The sequence below is a fragment of the Maribacter taeanensis genome, from assembly GCF_047345145.1.
Taxonomy (GTDB): domain Bacteria; phylum Bacteroidota; class Bacteroidia; order Flavobacteriales; family Flavobacteriaceae; genus Maribacter_C.
On the sequence record NZ_JBLFER010000005.1, the window covers coordinates 252,994 to 274,344 of the forward strand.

18 protein-coding genes and 1 tRNA gene are annotated in these 21,351 nt (G+C 37.1%); 17 read left to right on the forward strand and 2 right to left on the reverse strand.

All coding sequences use genetic code 11. From position 1 onward, the window contains the following. The gene (locus ACKWCD_RS16060) at positions 1–531 is read left to right on the forward strand and encodes a YceI family protein (RefSeq protein ID WP_413984972.1); all 531 of its coding nucleotides are present in this window, start codon (positions 1–3) and stop codon (positions 529–531) included. Between the two features lie 86 nt (positions 532–617). After that, a tRNA-Arg gene (locus tag ACKWCD_RS16065) sits at positions 618–691 on the forward strand. Positions 692–893: 202 nt separating this feature from the next. Here ACKWCD_RS16065 and ACKWCD_RS16070 read toward each other — a convergent pair. Further along, positions 894–1,610 (reverse strand): ribonuclease activity regulator RraA, encoded by a 717-nt coding sequence (locus ACKWCD_RS16070; protein ID WP_413984973.1) that lies wholly within the window; start codon positions 1,608–1,610, stop codon positions 894–896. Between the two features lie 25 nt (positions 1,611–1,635). After that, positions 1,636–2,604: a sugar phosphate isomerase/epimerase family protein gene (locus ACKWCD_RS16075; protein ID WP_413984974.1), complete on the reverse strand. Its 969-nt coding sequence runs from the start codon at positions 2,602–2,604 to the stop codon at positions 1,636–1,638. A 119-nt stretch (positions 2,605–2,723) separates the two neighbouring features. On the opposite strand from ACKWCD_RS16075, the gene ACKWCD_RS16080 reads away from it, so the two are divergent. From ACKWCD_RS16080 to ACKWCD_RS16150, 15 genes are all read left to right on the forward strand, one after another. After that, positions 2,724–4,778, forward strand: coding sequence for a polysaccharide lyase family 7 protein (locus tag ACKWCD_RS16080; protein WP_413984975.1), 2,055 nt, complete (start codon positions 2,724–2,726; stop codon positions 4,776–4,778). A gap of 49 nt (positions 4,779–4,827) precedes the next feature. Further along, positions 4,828–5,199: a cupin domain-containing protein gene (locus tag ACKWCD_RS16085; protein WP_413984976.1), complete on the forward strand. Its 372-nt coding sequence runs from the start codon at positions 4,828–4,830 to the stop codon at positions 5,197–5,199. A gap of 39 nt (positions 5,200–5,238) precedes the next feature. Further along, complete coding sequence (locus ACKWCD_RS16090) at positions 5,239–5,991, forward strand: SDR family NAD(P)-dependent oxidoreductase (protein ID WP_413984977.1); 753 nt, start codon at positions 5,239–5,241, stop codon at positions 5,989–5,991. A 452-nt stretch (positions 5,992–6,443) separates the two neighbouring features. Beyond that, positions 6,444–9,494: a SusC/RagA family TonB-linked outer membrane protein gene (locus ACKWCD_RS16095; protein ID WP_413984978.1), complete on the forward strand. Its 3,051-nt coding sequence runs from the start codon at positions 6,444–6,446 to the stop codon at positions 9,492–9,494. 32 nt (positions 9,495–9,526) lie between these two features. After that, entirely contained in the window at positions 9,527–10,948 is a 1,422-nt protein-coding gene (locus ACKWCD_RS16100; RefSeq protein ID WP_413984979.1) for a RagB/SusD family nutrient uptake outer membrane protein, read from the forward strand. Positions 10,949–10,966: 18 nt separating this feature from the next. Beyond that, positions 10,967–12,949: a PKD domain-containing protein gene (locus ACKWCD_RS16105; protein ID WP_413984980.1), complete on the forward strand. Its 1,983-nt coding sequence runs from the start codon at positions 10,967–10,969 to the stop codon at positions 12,947–12,949. A gap of 145 nt (positions 12,950–13,094) precedes the next feature. Next, positions 13,095–13,970 carry a polysaccharide lyase family 7 protein gene (locus ACKWCD_RS16110; protein ID WP_413984981.1) on the forward strand — a complete coding sequence of 292 codons (876 nt, stop codon included), beginning with the start codon at positions 13,095–13,097 and terminating at the stop codon, positions 13,968–13,970. Positions 13,971–14,218: 248 nt separating this feature from the next. Next, positions 14,219–14,920, forward strand: a complete 702-nt coding sequence (locus ACKWCD_RS16115) for a FadR/GntR family transcriptional regulator (protein ID WP_413984982.1) — start codon at positions 14,219–14,221, stop codon at positions 14,918–14,920. Positions 14,921–15,152: 232 nt separating this feature from the next. Next, the gene (locus ACKWCD_RS16120; RefSeq protein WP_413984983.1) at positions 15,153–16,448 is read left to right on the forward strand and encodes an MFS transporter; all 1,296 of its coding nucleotides are present in this window, start codon (positions 15,153–15,155) and stop codon (positions 16,446–16,448) included. A gap of 37 nt (positions 16,449–16,485) precedes the next feature. Then, positions 16,486–17,247, forward strand: a complete 762-nt coding sequence (locus ACKWCD_RS16125) for an SDR family NAD(P)-dependent oxidoreductase (RefSeq protein WP_413984984.1) — start codon at positions 16,486–16,488, stop codon at positions 17,245–17,247. Between the two features lie 111 nt (positions 17,248–17,358). Further along, positions 17,359–18,399, forward strand: a complete 1,041-nt coding sequence (locus ACKWCD_RS16130) for a PfkB family carbohydrate kinase (RefSeq protein ID WP_413984985.1) — start codon at positions 17,359–17,361, stop codon at positions 18,397–18,399. A 14-nt stretch (positions 18,400–18,413) separates the two neighbouring features. Beyond that, a complete protein-coding gene (locus ACKWCD_RS16135) occupies positions 18,414–19,073 on the forward strand; it encodes a bifunctional 4-hydroxy-2-oxoglutarate aldolase/2-dehydro-3-deoxy-phosphogluconate aldolase (RefSeq protein WP_413984986.1) in 660 nt (219 codons plus the stop codon). Between the two features lie 2 nt (positions 19,074–19,075). Beyond that, on the forward strand, positions 19,076–20,347 hold the full coding sequence (locus ACKWCD_RS16140; RefSeq protein WP_413984987.1) for an Nramp family divalent metal transporter: 1,272 nt from the start codon (positions 19,076–19,078) through the stop codon (positions 20,345–20,347). Positions 20,348–20,539: 192 nt separating this feature from the next. Then, positions 20,540–20,665, forward strand: a complete 126-nt coding sequence (locus ACKWCD_RS16145; RefSeq protein WP_413984988.1) for a hypothetical protein — start codon at positions 20,540–20,542, stop codon at positions 20,663–20,665. Positions 20,666–20,880: 215 nt separating this feature from the next. Continuing rightward, on the forward strand, positions 20,881–21,345 hold the full coding sequence (locus ACKWCD_RS16150) for a MarR family winged helix-turn-helix transcriptional regulator (RefSeq protein ID WP_413984989.1): 465 nt from the start codon (positions 20,881–20,883) through the stop codon (positions 21,343–21,345). Positions 21,346–21,351: the final 6 nt, after the last annotated feature.

Here is a 21,351-nt window from a genome sequence, read left to right on the forward strand (position 1 = left end):
ATGAAAAATATATTGTTGCTTTTTTTTCTTGGGATTTTAATTGTTTCAAATGCACAAAGTTCTTATACATTATCCGCTGATAGTAAATTAACAATTGACGGAACTTCGACTGTTCACAGTTGGACAGTTACTGCAAATACTTTGATGGGAGATCTTACAGTGAAAGATGAGGTTCTCAATGTTATTAATTTTGAAGTTGCGGTTTCAGATATCATGAGTGAGCGTGGTCCAACAATGGACAATAAAATGCATGCTGCCCTGAAAAAAGAGACGCATCCAAAAGTTGTTTTTGTGCTAGAACAAGTTGAAAATGATTCTGTTTTGGTTGGACATTTAACTATAGCCGGAACTAAGAAAAATATAGAAATTAGTACGACCTGTAATTTCAATGAAGACAGCATAAAAATAATAGGAGAGAAAAAAATAATTCTTCAAGATTTCGGAATTGAACCTCCAACAGCTATGTTCGGACAGATTATCGTGGGAGATGAAGTAACTGTAAACTTTGATTTGGTTTTTACAAAAGAGTAAACACTTCAATAAGATTAATTTTTGATAGTTTTTAGGGTAACAGAAACTATATTTTTTATTAAGTTTGCACCCACATTTGAAAAAATGGTGGCATAGCTCAGCTGGATAGAGCACCTGCCTTCTAAGCAGGCGGTCCTAGGTTCGAATCCTAGTGCCATCACTTCACTCAAGAAACCACGCCTATTTTGGCGTGGTTCTGTATTTTACGGAAAGATCGAACTCGTTCGAAATCTTGGAATAAAATACAGGACTAGGGCGACAGCCGGTGGTTTCTTATTTGCATTATTGATTCGTCTAGGAAAACCGTTAGGTAACCCTAGTGTAATCACACATACCTATTTCGAAATGGTTTTTTTGAGAGGTTAATTCTTGTTTTTCTTCCACTCTTGGAATTGTACTTTTAACTTTTCGTCAACCAAGGGATAAAGTCCGATAACAGATTTGCCACCTTCAACCTTTTCCATGACGAACTCTTCATATAGAGTCATTTGTATACATTCCTCAGCAACTTCATCAGCTATTTTAGAAGGAATAACCATAACCCCATCATCATCGCCAACAACAATATCTCCCGGGAAAACGGCAACATCCCCACATCCAATAGGGTCGTTTATTGCAATTGCCTGATGCAAAGTCAAATTGGTGGGCGCAGATGGTCTATTGTGATAAGATGGAAAATCCAAATCAGCTATTTCTGCCGAATCACGAAAACCACCATCGGTCACTAAACCGGCAACGCCTCGTACCATCAATCTGGTTGCTAAAATAGAACCGGCTGAAGCTGCTCTAGCATCTTTTCTACTGTCAATAACCAAGACTGATCCTTCAGGACATTCTTCAACCGCTACTCTTTGTAAGTGCTTAGGGTCTTTAAAAACGGTAATCAGATTCAAATCTTCTCGAGCCGGAATATATCTCAATGTATATGCTTTACCTACCATTGTGGGTTTGCCCAATTTTAGGGGTTTCACATTTTGAATAAATTGATTCTTCAAACCCTTTTTAAAAAGACAGGTAGCAATGGTTGCTGTACTTACTCTTTTTAATTTCTCTATTGTTGATTTTGGAGCTTCGGTCATATATTCTTGCACTAAAGGATTAAAGTTATTCTGTTTGTTGCCAAGTATTTCTTAGAAAAGTCAAGTCCTTTTTCATTTGAGCAAAAACTTCCTTTTTATCAATCGTGATTTTAGAATCACCATGTTCGGCTCCGCCTAAATCATATTCTAAGTGGAGTGATACTGGAACGTTAATTTTATATTTTTTAAGTAAGGAAAAGTAGCGTTTGAAATCTACCATGCCTTCTCCCAACGGGACGTTTATCGGTTTCCATTTTCCATCTTTTTGCCCCCATTTAAAATCTTTTATTACTATAGATTTAATGTAAGGCTTAATTTGTCGTAGGCCTAGTTCCCAGCTGCTCCCACCTTCTACGACAGCGTGTCTGATATCATATTGACAACCCATGTATTCATTATTTGTAGCTGAAAGAATTGCCGGTAAATCCCATATTGGTGCGCCCACATGATTACCTGCGTGGTTTTGATAGCAACCAATCAATCCTAAATCTTTATTGACCATTTCTAGTTCTTTGGCCTGTTGCCCAAATAGTGCTTGACTTTCTGCTATCGTTTTATCTTCAGGGTATTTCAGCCAACCAGTACGGTAATGCGAGAAACCTAAACTACTTGCAGTTTCTAAAAACGTCTTTTGTCTATTGTCGGTAATATCCCAAACGTTGGTGGTCATCATCTTCGGATTTAGACCATATTTTTTCATTGCAGCTACCGCTTTGGGCAAATCATCGGTAATCCTTTCTGGCAATACATGTCCTTTTGGTCTGACGGTTAAATCTAGACCATTGAATCCCATTTCAGCCGCCGCCGCCGCCATTTCGTTATAATCAAGAAATTGCAAATGTTTAGAGAATAAATTTACTTGGATGTTATCTTTCGGTTTTTCTGTCGCATTGGCTAGTATATTACTAAAGCCCATAAGAGGTAAGCTTCCCATTGCAGCAGCGGATAATTTGGTAAAATTTCTTCTTGATATGTTTTTGCTACTTTCTTTCATAATCCGATATTGATTTAGATTCTTTAGTAGTATTTGTGTTAAAAATTTGTAAGTCTTACAAATATACCTATTTTTGGTAAACCAAACTGGTTAACCAATTTTATAAAATAAATCGTTTCATGAGCTTTAAAATATTTAAATCAAATTATACCCAAATGATAATGCTGCTTGGTGTGCTTTTGGCATCCAATGGTTGTGCCGATAAAACCAAAAGTGACAAAGAGACGAAGAATACTGTGATGGCCAATGGTGTCAAGGCAAATGATATCATTCCATTTTTCCAACATTGGAATTTAATCTTAGGGGATGGCACTAACGCAGGCCAGGCAACAGACTATGAAAACAAGGATTTCTTCTACACGTCTTCAGATGACAAAGGAGATTGGGTTGTGTTTAAATCCCCCAATGCGGGGAACACCCATGGTACATCGAACAATACGAGAACCGAATTGGCCCAATTAAAGAAGTGGTCACCAATTACCCCAGCTACAATGAATGCTACTCTTAAGGTAATGAATGTCTCCACTACTGGCGATGCTCGCGTTGCTTCCACATATTCCGTAGTGATTGGTCAAATTCATAGTGCAGATGGGCACGAGAACGAACCACTTAAGATATTTTATAAAAAATTTCCGGGTCACACTAAAGGTTCTGTCTTTTGGAACTATGAAATCAATACCGCAGGTGATGATAATTCAGGTAGATGGGATTATTCCTATCCTATTTGGGGTTATGATTTTTCTGTTGTTGGTACAGATGAAAATACGTTTCCAAAAGAACCAGAAGATGGGATTGCCTTAGGTGAAGAATTCAGTTATGAAGTAGAAATTAAAGAAGGTATGATGCATCTCAAATTCACCAGTGAGGGGCATGAAACCAAAATCTTTTCGAAAAACCTTATTTCTTCTGAATATGCAAGGCGTTTAGACATGCCAGAGCAGGTCAAGAAATTATTTGCACCTATTGGACAGGATGGTGTTGAGCGCAAAAATGCTTTTGAAGGTGAGGGACTGTTTTTTAAACTCGGTTGTTACAACCAAACGAATGGTAAAGACCCTAAGATAAATCAAGTCTGGTGTTCTGGAGCAGAAACCCATGGTGGTGATTTACAAAAACAATATGCCGATGGTAATTATGCAGAAGTATGGTTTAAATCAGCAGCCATCTCCATTAGTGATGATGCCATATCCAATGCAGGTTATTTTGAGGCCAATGATGGCTTAAGTACAAAAACGGTTTATCCAAGTGAGGTGATTCCGGTTATGGATAAATTTAAAATGTTAATGGGAGATGGAACTAATGTGGATAATCTCATTGATTTTGAACATAAAGACTTTTTCTACACGGTAATTGATGGCACAAGACGGTGGGTGGTTTATAAAACGCCAAATTCAGGAATCACTTCAAAAAACTCAAGCAATACTAGAACAGAATTACATGAGAAAAGAGATTGGACTCCCGAGGAAGGTGGTAAGCTAACAGGTACTTGTAAGGTCATGCAGGTCTCCGTTTCTGGTGATGCTCGAGTTGCCGCTTCCTATTCAACTGTAGTTGGCCAAATTCATAGCGGTGAAGGGCACGAAAATGAACCGTTGAAGATATTTTATAAGAAATTCCCGGGGCATGAAAAAGGTTCTGTCTTTTGGAATTATGAAATCAATACAGCAGGAGATGATAATTCGGGTAGATGGGACTATTCAACGGCTGTTTGGGGGAATGATATGTCCGTCATCGGCAAAAGTAAAGATGACCACCCAGCTGAACCTGCAAATGGTATAACATTAGGAGAAGAATTCAGTTATGAGGTGAATGTATATAAAGGTATCATGTATTTGACCTTTACAAGTGATAATCATGAAACCAAGACATTTACTAAAAATCTAATTTCATCAGAATACCAAAAAAAGTCAGACCTACCTGAGCAAGTGAAACAGCTGTTTGGTCCCATTGGACAAGATGGTACCGAACGTGCCATTGCTTACAGCGGAGAATTGAATTATTTTAAGCAAGGGGCCTATAATCAAACCAATGGAAAAAGTCCTGAAACAAATATGGTCTGGTGTGCAGGTGCTGAAATTTACGGAGGTGATATTGCGAAGCAATACAAAAATGGATGTTTTACAGAGGTTTGGTTTAGGGAAACAACGATAGGGCCTGGCACGCCACCTAAATAAAAGACAACAGCTGATTTAAAAAAATAACGAAACAGTAAATTAAAAATATATGCAACGATTTAGTGAGAAATATATCACCACAAAAGAAATGGAATGGGAAGAACTTGGTGGCGGAGTATCAAGAAAATTCTTAGGTTATGATAACCAAATCATGATGGTAAAAGTAAAATTTGAGAAAGGAGCTTTAGGTGCACCACACCAACATTTTCATACGCAAGCGACCTACTGTGTTTCGGGTAAATTTGAATTTGAAATTGATGGCATAAAAAAAATAGTTGAAGCCGGAGATGGCGTTTATATAGAGCCTAATTTGTTGCATAGTGCAGTGTGTTTGGAAGAAGGGATGCTCATTGACACCTTTAGCCCTGTACGAGAAGATTTCTTAAGCGGAGGCAAAGTATCCTATTTTGGAGATAAATAGAAGGTAGAAGCAGAAGATTTTAATGCTAAATAATTTACAATGGATTTAAAAGGAAAAGTTGCCATCGTAACTGGTGGAACAAGAGATATAGGAAGAGCTATTAGTATTAGATTGGCCAAAGAAGGTGCTAAAGTGGTCGCCAATTACTTCAATAACGAAGATAATGCGAAAGCTACGCTGACAGAGATTGAGGCCAATGGCGGAACAGCAATTATTGTCAAAGGTGATATGACTAAGAAAGTCGATGTTGATAACATGATTGCCAAAACAACCGAAGCTTTCGGAGACACTATTGATATTGTAGTTAATAATGCCGGTGGTTTGGTCGCAAGAAAAACCATAGCCGAAATGGATGAAACTTTTTTCAATAAGGTCATGTTCTTAAATCTCAACTCTACCTTTTTAGTATCTCAAGCCGCTTTACCGCATATGAGTTCAGGCGGATCTATTGTAAATATTGCATCACAAGCAGGTAGAGATGGTGGCGGTGGTGGTTCTTTGGCTTATGCGACCTCAAAGGGAGCAGTGATGACATTTACTAGAGGATTAGCAAAAGAAGTAGGTCCCAAGGGTATTCGAGTAAATTCGCTTTGTCCGGGTATGATTGCCACAAAATTTCACGACGATTTTACCAAAGATGAGATTCGTAAAAAAGTGGAAGGAATGACACCACTACGCCGACAAGGTTCAGCAGATGAAATCGCCAATACGGTAGCTTGTTTGGCTTCCTCCGAAACTTCATTTATGACAGGAACAAATGTAGATATCAACGGGGGACTTGCTTTTTCTTAACAAGTAAATTTTACTATTTCCTATATAATCATCTGTAAATTAGAATTTTAAATCTCCTATTACAGAAATCATAAAATTTGAATATAATTTTTATTTAACAAACTAATAACATATATTTGGTCAACCAAATTGGTTAACCAGTATGGAAAACCAAAATGGATAACCAATTTTTCACTTTATTACTATACAAATTAACCTAATCAAAAAATAGCTACATGAAACTATAAAATTATTCTTCGAAAAAGATGAGTAAAGGTCCTTCACCTTGAATTGAGCTTCTCTGAAATTGTAAAGAAACCTCAAGATATGTTCAGGCATAACTTATTGGATTTTTCAAATCTGATTATCCTCAATAATAGGGTAGTCTTAAGTTGTTTAGAACAATATAGATGAAATCGTAAAAAAAGCATCGGTGATAACCGATTGGCATTACTAACTTAATTTTATTACAAATGAATTTAAAACTTAAACTAACTCTGATCGTTGCATTTTTTGTCAGTTTGGCAATGTTTGCGCAAGATGGCTATATGTTGTCGGGTACTACTGCTGACGAGGCGAATATTCCTATTCCTGGAGTAAATGTGATTATTTTAAACACAACAAGAGGAACATCGTCAGATTTTGACGGAAATTTTGAAATTAAAGTAGATAACGGAGATGTGCTTCAATTCTCTTATCTCGGCTACGTAACGCAAACAGTAACCGTAAATGGACAAAATAACCTTTCAATAGTAATGACTGAAGACGCGAGTCAATTAGATGAGGTCGTAGTAGTCGGTTATGGTACTAGAAAAAAGGTACACATGACAGGCTCAGTAGCCAGCGTTGTAAATGATGATTTAGATCAGATAGCGGTTTCTAGGGTAGATGATGCCTTAGTTGGGCAAATTGCAGGTGTGAATATTGCTGCAACTGAAGGTGAAGCCGGTTCTGCTCCTACCATACGAATTAGAGGGGTTGGCTCTTTAAATGGAGATTCAGCACCTTTAATTGTGCTAGACGGGTTACCAGTTGATAGTGATTTCCTTGGAAATTTAGATATGAATGAAGTAGAGAGTTTTGATGTTCTCAAAGATGCTGCTTCTGCAGCTATCTATGGTTCCCGAGGGGCAAATGGAGTAATCTTAATTACTACCAAACAAGGAAAAAAAGGCAAAACAAAATTTAGTTTTAACACTTTTACAGGTTTTAAAGACGCTAGACAAAGTGATGCTTATTACTTTACAGTTGCTGAAACAGTTAGTGCTGAGTTGGCGGCTAATGGAGCACTTTCTAATAGAACGGCTTACAAGCAAATCCTTACTGAAGCCACTGGCATCGATAGAGATTGGCAAGACGTAATTTTTGATGGGGGAGTTATTCAGAATCACTCCTTTAGCGCAAGAGGAGGAAGTGAAAACACCAAGTTCAGTGCTTCTTTGGGCTATGTTCATGATGAGGGTGTACTACTTACTGATGATTATAAGCGATATAACGCTAGGCTTAAAATGGACACTAAATTAAATAAGCTTCAATTTGGTCTTAATCTAGCGCCTTCATACTCAAGACGTAGAAGGTTCGATGGTTCAACGCATGACATCTTAAGACAAACTCCTTGGCTACCGCTATATCATGATGCAAATTCAATAAATTTTGTTGATTTCGATACCTATCCTAATGTTCAAATTGGCGATTATGCGCTACAACGTCATTTCGATAATTATGATTTGTTTGGTGATGGTTCTGTAGAACAAGATATCAGTAATACATCAAATACGAATCCAGCTGCGAAGGTTTTAGAAAGAGATAGAAATGATTATAAATTTAAATTAGCTGGTGGTTTATATGCTCAATATGAGATTTTAGATGGCTTAAATTTTAGACTAGGTCTTTCTGGTGATTATCAAAATACATTCAGAGATAGATGGCAAGGTGTGGAGTCAAATAGAAATGGAGCATCGGCAGCAAGTTATGCTGTTTCTAATGAAAATAGATTGCATATTCTTACTGAGGGTTATTTAACTTATGACAAGGTTATAGGTGATAACGATATTAATGTTATACTTGGAGCATCCGCAGAATCTTGGGAGTTTCAGGGTGATGGTTCAACAGGTTCAGGGTATACCTCTGATTTGATTCGTACTTTGAGTGCCGCTACCGTATTAAATAATATTGGCTCATATAACTTAGAGGAGAGGTTTCAGTCATACTTTGCTCGTGTCAACTATGCTTTCAAAGATAAGTACCTAGCCTCTTTGAGTTACAGAAGAGACGGTAGCTCTATCTTTGGAACTGACAATAAATTTGGGGACTTCCCCGCAGCTTCTGTTGGTTGGAGGGTTTCTGAAGAAGATTTTCTTAAAGACAATAGCTTTTTGAGTGATTTTAAATTAAGAGCTAGTTATGGTTTTACGGGTAATAAAGATATTAATACTGGTATTCCAGAAACCGATTTATACCCTTCTTTGGGGCTTCTAGGAACCGAGGTATACAATGGTCAGGCCGCTTTTATCGCTTTAAATATTGAAAATCCATCAATACAATGGGAGCGCCTAGAAGAATTTAACCCTGGTGTAGATTTTGGTTTTTTCAACAATAGAATTACAGGTTCAATCGATTATTATGAAAGAACCAGTGATCAACTACTACTGAATAACCCAGTGGCTTCGACTACAGGTTTTTCAAGTGCACTTGTCAATCTTGGCGAGGTAAAAAATTCAGGTTGGGAGTTTGAATTTCGAACCAAAAACGTTGTAACAGAAAAATTTAGCTGGAAGTCCACGATTTTAGCTTCAATGAATACCAATGAATTAATTGATTTTGCTGATGCTAATGGTCAAATTCAAAATGTAGACTCTAAAAGAGCTGCTGAGTGGATCAATTTGGTGGGTAATCCAATCTCCTCTTATTATGGTTGGGTTGTTGACAGTGATATTCCGCAAGAATTCATTAATGCTCCTTTTCACCCAGCTGGTGGCGAAGCTCAAGATGTATACGTTAAGGATTTAAATGGAGATGGTTTAATAGACGATGATGATAAGGCCATAATTGGTAATCCTTATCCAGACTTAATTTGGAGTTTTGGTAATGATTTTAAATACAACAATCTCGATTTAAGCTTCTTGTTCCAAGGAAGCCATGGTGCAGAGATTCGAAATATGGGAGATCAGTATTTATTTAATCAATTTAATAGTGGTCAAGATTTCGATCCAGCAACTACGCCTAATCAGGGCTTTATCAAGCAAAAAATCTTCACCAATGATATCATACAAGACGCAAGTTATGTAGCCCTTCGTAATGTAACGATAGGTTATAATTTTTCTAGTAAAGTATTAGACAAAATAGGCTTGTCATCTGCCAGAATCTATGGAACAGGACAAAACTTATTATACCTTACCGCTGATGGCTACACTGGTTTTAATCCAGAGTCAATAAATAATACCAGCGCGACTACATACGGCTACCAAAGAGCTGGCTCTCCGATTTTTAGTACAGTTTCTTTTGGTCTTAATATCGAGTTTTAGGATTTCTAATGAATAATTTTAAAAAACAAAAAATGAAACAATTTAGATATATAAGTTTTGCAATTATCGCGCTTGGTTTATTCCAATCATGCGATAAGGAATTTTTGGAGCCAGCTCCCCAAACTGCTATAAGTATTGATTCTTATTTTGCAGATGATGAGCAGATAGAAACTGCGGTATTAGGTATTTATGACGCTATGCAGGGTATAAATTCAACTAGTCCAAATGATAATCGCGGTATTCAGCAAGAATTTTACGTGACTGAAATGCGAAGCGATAATACCAGGACTAAAAATCAGGAAGGTGAAGCTGCTCAATTTGAAAGCTTTACTATAACTCCAAACAACGGTATTGTATCGAACTACTATTCAAGTACGTACAATACAATATTTAGAGCAAATCTAGTTTTAGATAATTTAGCTAATGCTTCAGATGGTGCAAGTGCCATATTCGAAGGAGAGGCAAAATTTGCTAGAGCGTACAGTTACTTTAACCTGGTTCGTTTATTCGGCGATGTGCCTTTAGTTGATAGGGTAATTGGCCCTTTAGAAAAGGAAACATCTTTTGTTCGGGTTGCATCTGAGACGATTTATGAGTTGATAGTAAGTGATTTGCAAACGGCAATTGCTAATCTTGGTTCGGCAGATTATACTAAAGCTTCAAAAGGAGCTGCTCAAGCCTTATTGGCTAAAGTTTATTTAACATTAGGCAACTACACTGCTGCTCAAGGACTCTGTGAAGACCTACTTGGCCAATACGCTTTAGAAACAAATTTTAATGACGTGTTTTATAATGAAGGTAATGGAGAAATTATTTTTGCGATTGGTTTTAATGCAGGATTAGAATCAGACAGTCAAGATTTTTCAGCAGAATTCATGAACGGTGTAGGACGAACTGTTGGAGTGAATTATGTTACTTTGGATGCAGCCACCTTTCTAGATGCGAATGGAGGAAACAGAACCTTAGGTTCTTATCGTATTGACCCTTTTCAGCCAACACAAAGGCAAGTTGTGAAATACTTACCTAATGGAGAAGATGGAGGAGCTGATGGAAAAACTTTTGCTTCAGATGCTACCCTTTCTGGAAATGATTGGATAGTATTAAGATATGCAGATGTGTTATTAATGCATGTAGAAGCAATTTTGGCGGGTGGTGAAACAACAAGTGATTTAGCTGCTCTAAATTCGTTTCAAGAAGTTAGAAATCGTGCTGGGTTAACCACTGCAGTGAGTTCCATTTCTAAGCAAGATTTATTAAACGAAAGACGCGCCGAACTGGCATTTGAAAATCAACGTTTCTTTGATTTAGTTAGATTCGGAGTGGCTCAAGAGGTATTGTCTGCTCATGCTACCGCCACTGCAAATACATTTAGTGGTACAGATTTGTTATTACCAATACCCCAGCGTGAAATTAATTTGAGTCAAGGCTTAATGAGTCAAAACCCTGGATATTAAAATAAAAATAATTGAATTATGAAAATAGTATTCTTTACAAAAACACAATATGTAAGCAGAGTCTTATTGATGACGTTTATTATAGTATTTGGTTCATGTGATTATGAATTTGAATTACCTGAAGCCAACTCAATTGCTGATTTAACTGCACCAACGGCCAATTTTTCTTATGCCTCAACGTCAGGTGATGATGACGCTTGGAAAACGATACAGTTTTCTAACCTTTCTGCAAGTGCAACAGAGTACGCATGGGATTTTGGTTCAGGTGGTACATCCTCTGAAAAAGAACCCGCATTTACTTTTGCAGATGAAGGTACTTATCCTGTTACTTTAACAGCAAGTGATGCAAATGGTCAATCTGGTACAACCACCCTAGACGTAATTGTTGTGCAAGGGCCATTTCAACCAATTATTATCGAACCAGGCTTTGAGGATTTCATGTTAGATGGTGGAACGGGAGATGGTCGTGACTCCTGGAGAAATAATGATTTAGGAGGAGTAATACAAATCACAGGTAGTCCAGTGACATTTGGAGAACAAGGTGCTAAATTACCTACTCCAGCTGGTGACCGTATAGGATATCAGGAAATTGTTGTAGAAGCTGATCAGAATTATGATCTAAGCTTTTGGTATACGATGTTGAGTGGTTCTTCTGACGCTAGATTAGTTGTGTCTGTATTAGGAGTTACAGAAAACGGAGGTACTTTTTCGACTTTAGAAGATGTAGCTGACCATACAATTGCTTCGGTTACAGTAACAGATGATTCAGAACCTGATGTTTATGTGCAGCAGCGTTTAGCTTTCAATTCTGGAGATAATACTATGGTTGCAATATTTTTTACAAACGGCAATGTTGAAGCTCGATTAGATGACTTTACAATTGATATAGGTATTGCTGGTGCTGTACCACCTTCAGTTGGCTTTACCGCTGTTCAGAGTGAAACTGACTTTTTAGAATATTCGTTTGATAATTCATCGACAGGGGCTGATACTTTCGAATGGGATTTTGGAGATGGAAATATTTCTACTGAAGAATCTCCAACCCACGTTTACGCAAACGCTGCCGAATATACAGTTACACTTGTTGCTACCAATGATTCGAACTTATCGAATTCTTTAGCTCAAACAATTAATATTCTAGCTCCAGTTACAGCAGAATTTAGTTCACAGGTTGATTCAAACGATTACAGAACATTCTCCTTTACTGATGCTTCAGTAGGAGCAGAAACGCTTTTATGGGAATTTGGAGATGGATTCCAGTTTACCGGTATGAATCCTACTCACACTTACGATGCAGATGGTATTTACACGGTTACCTTAACTGCGACAAGTATTACGGGTAATTTTGCAGTGGCAACCGAAGAACTTGTAGTATCTCAAGGATTTGTGGTACAAGTGCTTAACGGAAACTTCGATCTTTATGGCACAACAGCTGGATGTGATGGAGAAAGTACTGGAGACAATGCTGACCCTTGGGATATGACAACCAACTCAACAATTAAAGATTGTGACGGTAATAATATCCCTAGCCCTTATGCCGATCTTTGGGATAACGCTGCATTAGATAGTTGGCTTGAGGCCGAATATGGTGATAATAGTGAACAAGCTGGTTCTACCAGTGATGGAAACAATGACACAAGAGGAGCGAAATTAGATGAGACAGGTCGTCGCTTATACCAAGTAGTAACGGTTCAACAAGGAGAGACTTATACGTTCTCTATTGATGCAAGAACTACCGCTGCAGGAATAACTTCTGAAGTATTCATTTTGAATACAGAGATTCAAGACGAGACTGGAATTAATGCTAATCTTGGCGCAGACCCTGATGTTGATGCGTACTTTGCAATACCAAATATTTTCGACACGAGTGGAGATGCATATGCAACGAACACTTTCCAATTTACTGCATCAACAAATCAAATAGTTATTTATGTCAGAAATATAGAGGTAATAGATAATACAGCTGAAGCCTTTTTTGATAACATAACAATCACTCAGTAATTCTGAAGGTAATATTGTTTAAGCTAAAAACCACCTAAATGTAAAATTTGGGTGGTTAATTGAACCTAGGTCAAAAAAGATAGTTGTAAAATTCATTCTTTGTTAAGTGAACGTTTTCTCTAAAAAAAACATAGCAATTTTTTTAATGTCATTTCTAGTTATAGGCGTGAAGTCTCAGGAAAAGACGAGTAATACTCTAGCTACAAATATCAAAGTCGGTAAAAAGAAGCGAAAGGTCAAACGAAAACTAAAACTACCAAAGATTGATCTAAATCATTGGAAGGTCACAATTCCTGAAGGTAAGGGAAAAGGAGGCGCTATAAGTGTCTCAACTCCAAAAATTCTGGATTATGGAAGTAATGAAGTATTAAAACCCTTTATGTATAATGATTCAGTTTCTGGAGCATTGGTTTTTCATGCTTATCCAACAGATGCAACCACAGCGAATACCAAGTATTCTAGATCAGAACTAAGGGAACAGATGGAACCTGGAAATGATAAGATTAATTGGACATTTGCACAAGGTGGTATTTTGAAAGCAAAGATGGCAATGGGTGAAGTTTCAAGGGCTGATGATGGAAAATATCATAAGGTAATTATTGCTCAAATTCATGGTAGATTAACAAATGAACAACGTGAATTGATAGGGCAAAAAGATAATAATGCGCCACCCATTTTAAAGATTTATTGGCAAAATGGAAAAATTCGAGTAAAAACCAAGGTTTTAAAATATGCAGGTGTTGATCAAATAGGAATTCTACATAAAGAAGCGTGGACAGATGATAAAGGAAAAAACTTTGAACAAGAAGTAGGCTTTAGAAAATTTACGATTGAGATAAAGGTTACAAATGGTAAAATGGTGGTGTCATTAAATAAGAATGAATTTTTTGTTTATGATAGCTCAAGTATAAAGAGATGGGGGATTTTTGAAAACTATTTTAAGGCTGGAAATTATTTGCAAACAACAGATCCAGAGGCCTTTGCTAGAGTTAAAATTTATGATTTATTCGTTGAACATTAAAAAATGAACTTGTATTAGTAAAATTATTAATTAGCATTTTAAAAATATTTTAAAGAGTTGTTTGAGTTAGTTTTTAAGACATTTAGCCGGTCTGAATGACCGGCGAAGATGTCATTAAAAATATTATGAAAAGTGATTTATAACGATAATTTAATTTCTGTTGACCTAAGCGCTTTGTTAAAGATAGTTTTTGTGTTATTTTAACAGACCAATCTGGTTAACCAATTATAATTAATATTGATTCATATATGAAGATTGAAATACTAACACGACCTGAAAATCAAGAGATTCAAAATGAAATCATATCCAAAATTAGGGATCTGATGAATTATAAAAATCTAGAACCAGGTGATAAACTGCCGTCTGAGCGAATGCTTTCTGAGAAATTTGGTGTTAGTAGAAGTAATGTTAGAGAGGCAATTCACAAATTGGAATTTTATGGTTTATTAGTATCTAAACCTCAAAGTGGCACTTTTGTCGCAGATATCGGCCAAGTTGCTATGAACGGTATGATGGAAGATATTTTGAGATTGGAAGAACCTGATTTCAAATCTTTAGTGGAGACTAGAATATTACTTGAATTGAAGACTGTACGACTAGCGGCTCAAAGAAGAACTGAAGAAGATCTGGTACAGATGAAGAAGGCTTTAGAAGCTTATAGTGAAAAGGTTAAAAATGGAGAAGATGCGATGCAAGAAGATTTGTTATTTCACTTGGCTATCGCAAAAGCAAGCGGGAATAGTACGATGAATACCTTTATGTTAATTATTACACCAGAAATCATCACCAAGTTTGAGGAACATCATGTATGTGATAAAGGTTTGGCATTTATGGGAGTACAAGAACACCAAGATATTTTTGACGCTATAAAGGCGCAAGACCCCCAGTTGGCAAAGGCGAAAATGAAGGTACATTTTAAAGCACTATATCAATATTGTTATAACATTTAGAATAATTGCGAAAAGATAAAATTTCACGCATTTGCCTTTCTTATTAAAATACATGAAGGGAAGTAATACATAAAACATATTTATAAATTCATTAGTAATTGAACAATCGTTAGAATTGCTCCCGGAATTACTTAGCTAATCATTAAGTATAACATAAAGACAAGCATAGTGCTTGCTAGTTTACTATTGTCTATTAAAAAATAGAGCGTTTAAATAATCAAACTAGAAGGAAATGAAATTAAAAGGTTTAAGATGGTGGGTTATTGCATTAATTGCCCTTGCTACGGTTATAAACTACATCGACCGTCAGTCAATAGGCGTGCTTTGGCCAGATATTGCAGAAGACTTATTTCCAGATAGTAGTACTGATGAACGAAAAGGAATTTTTGCCACAATCTCGGTTATATTTATGTTCTCATATGCTTTTGGACAAGCTATTTTTGGAAAGATTCTTGACTGGGTAGGTACACGACTTGGTTTTGCATTGTCCATTTCAGTATGGTCTATTGCAACGGTACTCCATGCTTTTGCTAAGGGAGTATTAAGTTTTGGGATTTTTCGTTCCATTTTAGGAATTGCAGAGGCAGGTAATTGGCCAGGTGCTGCTAAGGCAAATGCAGAATGGTTTCCTATTAAGGAACGCGCTTTTGCGCAGGGCCTATTTAATTCAGGAGCAGCGGTCGGCGGCATTGTCGCACTGCCGGCTATAGCCTTTTTGACTATATATTTTAGTTGGCAAATGATTTTTATTTTAGTGGGTCTAGTGGGCTTGCTATGGTTAATTCCCTGGATGATTCTAGTAAAAGCTCCACCAAAAACACACCCTTGGTTATCAGAAGAGGAGCGTTTGTATATCTTAAGTGGCCAGCAAAATCAAGATATAGATGAAGATGGCATTCATGATGAAGGCTACAATCCAAACACTGGAAAACTGTTATCTCACAAACAAAGTTGGGGAGTTATAATTGCCTCCGCAGCTATCGACCCTATTTGGTGGTTATTTGTAGTGTGGATTCCTATCTACCTTAATGAAGTTTATGGTATGGACGTGAAATCAATTGGTCTTTATGGTTGGGTTCCCTATGTTGGAGCAATGTTAGGAGCGTGGTTTGGTGGATTATTTGCACAGAATAGATTAAAAGCTGGTTGGAGTGTAGATAGAACAAGAAAGATGGTAATTACGATCGGATGTCTTATAATGCTTCCTAGTTTGTTGGCCATGGCTAATCCAGGAGGGCCTACCTCAGCCGTTCTAATTATGGCAGTGATATTATTTGGTTTTCAAACTGCAATTGGAAATGTTCAGACTTTACCGAGTGATTTTTTTGGCGGAAAAACGGTTGGAACTTTATCAGGAATTGCCGGAATGGCCGCTAAATTAACCGCTGCAGGATTAATTTATTTGGTGCCATGGCTTACTTCTGGAGGTAATTATACACCAGCATTTATCATAGGAGCGACAATGGCAATAATTGCTCTGGTGAGTATTTGGGTATTGTGTCCGAAGATTGAGCCACTAAAAGGATAGATAGTTTAAACAAAAAATAGAATAAAATTAAAATAACATGAGTAATAAAGGAAAAATAGCAGTAGTAACAGGAGCGACCGGAGGTATAGGTTTCGAAGTTGCCAAAAGATTGGGTAAAGATGGTTATACCGTAGTTTTAAATGGTATAGAAGATGAAGTAGGCGCTAAGAGAGTTGAAGAGCTTGCTGCTGACGGAATTACCTCTGAATATCGTGGTTTCGATGTTACAAACGAAGCTGCGGTAACTTCAAATATTCAGGCAATAGGAGAAAAATACGGTAAAATTGATGTTCTTGTAAATAATGCTGGAGGACTAGGAGGAAGATCAAGATTTGAAGAGATGACTACTGAATTTTACAGAAAGGTAATGGCCTTGAACTTAGATTCTGTGTTTTTTGCTTCTAGAGCAGCCATTCCTTTCCTGAAAAAAGGAGAGCATCCGTCAATCATCAACTATACCTCAAATGCGGGTTGGACAGCTGGTGGACCTGGAGCAGGAATTTATGGTACATCAAAGGCTGGTGTGCACGCAATTACAAGAGCACTGGCAAAAGACTTGGCGGAATATGGTATTCGCTCCAATGCAGTTTCACCAGGAACTATAGATACCCCTTTTCATGCCCAAATTAAAGCAACGAAACCAGAAGTTTTTGCCTCTTGGGCAAATAATATTATGCTTGGTAGATTAGGTCAACCGGAAGATGTAGCAGGCGTGATTTCATTTTTAGCGAGCAAAGATGCGTCATTCATTACAGCCGAAACTATTCAAATCGGTGGTGGTCAAGCTCTAGGGATTTAAGTAAAATCTCCCTTCAATATTTATCTTAAAATTTATTCCCTCATTGCTGAAATAAACCTGCCAACTGGCAGGTTCAGCATTGGAGAGGGAATCACAATAAATTAACTTAGAATGAAAAAAGTAGTAACCTTCGGAGAAATTATGCTCCGTTTAGCACCTCCTGGATACTTGAGATTTTCTCAAGCCAATAGTTTTGATGTTGTATATGGTGGCGGAGAATCCAATGTAGCCGTTTCTTTGGCAAATTATGGTGTTCCTGTAGATTTTGTAACGCGCTTACCAAAAAATGATATTGGTGCCTGTGCTTTGATGGAAATGCGTAAACGTGGCGTTGGAATAGACAAAATTGTTTATGGAGGTGATCGCTTAGGAATTTACTTTTTAGAAACCGGGGCGGTAAGTCGAGGTTCTAAAGTGGTTTACGATAGAGCTCATTCTGCAATCGCGGAAATTGAATCAGGAATGATTGATTGGGATACTGTTTTTGATGGTGTCGAATGGTTTCATTGGACAGGTATTACACCGGCAATATCACAAGGTGCTGCTGATGTTTGTCTGGAAGCTGTAAAAGCTGCTAGTGCCAAAGGAATTACTATTTCAACAGATTTGAACTATAGAGCAAAGTTGTGGAATTTTGGTGGTGACAGAGAGGCTATTATGACTGAGCTTACTTCCTACTGTGATATTATATTAGGCAATGAAGAAGATGCGGAAAAACACTTCGGCATTCATCCTGAAGGGTTAGATGTTCATAAAGATGGTCATGATGTCAAAGCGGAAGCTTTTTTATCTGTATGCAAACAGATGATGAAAAAATTTCCGAAGGCGAAAAAAGTTATAACCACTTTAAGAGGTTCTATATCAGCATCACATAATACTTGGGCTGGTGTCTTATGGGATGGTACTAAAATGTACGAAACACGACAATATCAAATTACTGATATCGTAGACCGCGTAGGTGGCGGCGATTCTTTTATGGGAGGATTGATTTATGGTTTACTAAAATACCCTGAAGATGATCAAAACGCACTTGATTTTGCAGTAGCCGCTTCCTGTTTAAAGCATACTATCAAAGGCGATGCGAATTTGGTGACAGTGGCAGAAGTTGAAAAATTAATGGGCGGTGATGCCTCTGGAAGAGTAGCACGTTAATATAAATTATGAGAATGATCTCACAAGAAGATATACTAAAAAGCATGGAAGAATGCGGGCTAATACCTGTATTTAACCATACCGACGCAAAAGTTGCACTGAAGGTACTTGATGCCTGCTATGAAGGTGGTGTTAGGGTTTTTGAATTTACCAATAGGGGCGATAATGCACATGAAGTTTTTGATATTCTGATCAGACATTCAGAGAAATACAATGATTTGATATTAGGTATTGGTACCATCTTCTCGGCGGATGATGCCAAAAAATTTATTGATATAGGCGCAAAGTTTATCGTGTCACCGGCAATGATTCCTGAAATGGCAAATTTTTGTAAATCGCAAAATGTTCTTTGGGTACCAGGCTGTGGTACAGTGACAGAAATTCATCAGGCGGTTCAGTTAGGAGCCAAAATGGTAAAAGCCTTTCCTGGTAACGTACTAGGCCCCGGATTTGTAAAGTCAGTTAAAGCTGTTTTTCCACAACTTCCAATTATGCCAACGGGTGGAGTAGCTCCATCGGAAGAAAATCTTAAACCTTGGTTCGACGCCGGTGTGACCTGTGTTGGTATGGGTTCAAAATTGATTAGCAAGGAGATAATTTCAACTGAGAATTTTGATACGCTAGAAGCTAATTTAAGAACCGCTCTCGAACTTATTAAAAAGCTTAGAGCTTAGCAATGGAAAAGCCGGTAAAAATATCTTTGCTGAAAAAATTATTAGCTTTGATATTAGCCTTTGGACCCGGAATTTTTGCCATCGGATATACCATTGGTACTGGCAGTGTCACTTCAATGATTGTTGCGGGTAGTACTTATGGTATGCAACTGTTATGGGTTTTAATACTGAGTTGTGTTTTTTCAGGTTTACTAATCTATGCCTATGGAAATTATGCATTAGTTACAGGAGAAACAGCACTTTACGCATTTAAAAAACATCTGAAGTGGGGTAAGCTAATAGCTATTCTCATAATTCTTGGTATTTCGTTCGGACAATGGAATTCCCTCATGGGAATATTGGGTATTTCTTCCAACATTATTTTTGAAATCTTTTTAATCTATTTTCCTGATTTAGCTGGCTTCCAATATGAGTCTGTCCTAACAATTGCCATTGTGGTAATTGTCGTTTTTTATGGATTTCTAATGGTGGGAAAATATGCTTTTTTCGAGAAAATACTGGTCATCTTCGTATCCATAATGGGGCTTTCATTTTTGATCTCTCTTTTTATGGTCTATCCTTTACCCATTGAGGTTGCAAAAGGTTTGATACCGTCTATTCCAGAAGTAGAAGGAGGTAAAATGATGGTTGCTGCGTTTGTGGGTACTACCATGGCTGCAGCGACATTTTTATCGCGACCACTTTTCGTAAAAGGTAAAGGTTGGACAATCAAGAATCTTGGCCAACAAAAAAAGGATTCAATCATAGCCGCATCTTTGGTTTTTCTGATTAGCGCATCAATTATGGCAGTTGCTTGTGGAGCATTATTTCATCAGGGCCAACCTGTCACTAAAGTTTTGGATATGGTCAATACACTCGAACCAGTGGCTGGAAAGTTTGCATTGACCTTATTCTTTTTTGGAACATTGAGTGCTGGATTATCTTCTATTTTTCCATGTTTATTGATTGCGCCGATTCTCTTAGCGGATTATCAATCGGGGAAGTTAGATACTAGTTCTAAACAGTTTAAAACTATAACGGCTATTGCTTGTTTGTTTGCCTTGATTGTTCCCGTATTTGGTGCCAATCCAATTGAGATGCAAATTGTATCACAAGTGTTCAACGTATTTGTATTGCCTTTAGTTATTTTAGGAATTATCCTTTTAGTCAATAATAAAAAACTAATGAACAAATACAAAGCAGGTATTTGGCTGAATTTCGGTTTGTTCGCTGCACTCTTCTTTTCTTGTGTGATTTCCTATAATGGGGTGGTAGCTTTGTTAGATTATTTTTAAAAGAGGATTGTGATTCTAAGAGTTCATGAAACGAGCTCGGCTCCTTCTTTGTTTTTCTGGTTAATTGAATTTTATCGACCAACTGCACGAATACTTGACCAAAACCACGATTTCATCGAATTTCACAACATTTATTGTAGTATTTAGATTACAATATATAAATTAGTTCTCATAACATTAAAAGCTATAATCATGAACGATTTCTATTTTGAAACAGGAGTTTTAGATGCAGTTCTTTCGGTTACGGTATTCGCCTTAAAAGCTACACTTGTAGTGGTGGCGTTTGGTACCGGACTGGCAGTCTTCGGAGTTTTGTAAAAACATTTTAAATTGAATTTATAGTATTAAGTAAATTCATTAGTATAGGTAAAAAGCCTCCCAGTTCGGGGGGCTTTTTACATTCAATTCACTACTACTAGCATAAATACAAAGACTTTGTGTTGAATAAAAAGTATATTTAATTAAACAAAAATTAAGAATTATTTAACAATAGTTGCATGTGCAACTATTTGTTTTTTATCTAGCTTCGCCAGGTGAAAAATGAGTTTAATTTAGTGGATTTTGAAAAGTCTATTGGTCCATGGCTAGGAAAGACGGTTAAGATTGTGGACTACTATCTACAAGAAGCTTTTCAAAATGCTGGTCTCGATTTGACCAAGGAGCAAATGATAGTTCTAAAGAAGCTGCATGAAAAAGACGGACTCAACCAAAATGAACTTGCTTTTTTAACCTATCGCGATAAATCTTCCCTTGCAAGGTTATTAGCAAAGATGGAATCAAAAAAATATGTCATTAGAAAGCAAAGCGCTGAGGATAAGAGAAGTAATGAGGTTTTTTTAACAAAAGAAGGTCGAGAAATGTTTAAGAAAACTCGGCCTGTAATTAAGTCGATTATGGATGTTATGGAGAAGGACGTTTCAGAAGAAGAAAAGCAACAAATTATAGGAATTTTAAAGAAAGTGCAATTTAGTTTTACTGCAAAAGCAGCATCATTATAACCAACA

Coding starts and splice junctions, on each gene's coding strand:
- ACKWCD_RS16060 (WP_413984972.1), top strand. CDS start 1: ATGAAAAATATATTGTTGCTTTTTTTTCTTGGGATTTTAATTGTTTCA.
- ACKWCD_RS16070 (WP_413984973.1), bottom strand. CDS start 1,610: ATGACCGAAGCTCCAAAATCAACAATAGAGAAATTAAAAAGAGTAAGT.
- ACKWCD_RS16075 (WP_413984974.1), bottom strand. CDS start 2,604: ATGAAAGAAAGTAGCAAAAACATATCAAGAAGAAATTTTACCAAATTA.
- ACKWCD_RS16080 (WP_413984975.1), top strand. CDS start 2,724: ATGAGCTTTAAAATATTTAAATCAAATTATACCCAAATGATAATGCTG.
- ACKWCD_RS16085 (WP_413984976.1), top strand. CDS start 4,828: ATGCAACGATTTAGTGAGAAATATATCACCACAAAAGAAATGGAATGG.
- ACKWCD_RS16090 (WP_413984977.1), top strand. CDS start 5,239: ATGGATTTAAAAGGAAAAGTTGCCATCGTAACTGGTGGAACAAGAGAT.
- ACKWCD_RS16095 (WP_413984978.1), top strand. CDS start 6,444: ATGAATTTAAAACTTAAACTAACTCTGATCGTTGCATTTTTTGTCAGT.
- ACKWCD_RS16100 (WP_413984979.1), top strand. CDS start 9,527: ATGAAACAATTTAGATATATAAGTTTTGCAATTATCGCGCTTGGTTTA.
- ACKWCD_RS16105 (WP_413984980.1), top strand. CDS start 10,967: ATGAAAATAGTATTCTTTACAAAAACACAATATGTAAGCAGAGTCTTA.
- ACKWCD_RS16110 (WP_413984981.1), top strand. CDS start 13,095: ATGTCATTTCTAGTTATAGGCGTGAAGTCTCAGGAAAAGACGAGTAAT.
- ACKWCD_RS16115 (WP_413984982.1), top strand. CDS start 14,219: ATGAAGATTGAAATACTAACACGACCTGAAAATCAAGAGATTCAAAAT.
- ACKWCD_RS16120 (WP_413984983.1), top strand. CDS start 15,153: ATGAAATTAAAAGGTTTAAGATGGTGGGTTATTGCATTAATTGCCCTT.
- ACKWCD_RS16125 (WP_413984984.1), top strand. CDS start 16,486: ATGAGTAATAAAGGAAAAATAGCAGTAGTAACAGGAGCGACCGGAGGT.
- ACKWCD_RS16130 (WP_413984985.1), top strand. CDS start 17,359: ATGAAAAAAGTAGTAACCTTCGGAGAAATTATGCTCCGTTTAGCACCT.
- ACKWCD_RS16135 (WP_413984986.1), top strand. CDS start 18,414: ATGATCTCACAAGAAGATATACTAAAAAGCATGGAAGAATGCGGGCTA.
- ACKWCD_RS16140 (WP_413984987.1), top strand. CDS start 19,076: ATGGAAAAGCCGGTAAAAATATCTTTGCTGAAAAAATTATTAGCTTTG.
- ACKWCD_RS16145 (WP_413984988.1), top strand. CDS start 20,540: ATGAACGATTTCTATTTTGAAACAGGAGTTTTAGATGCAGTTCTTTCG.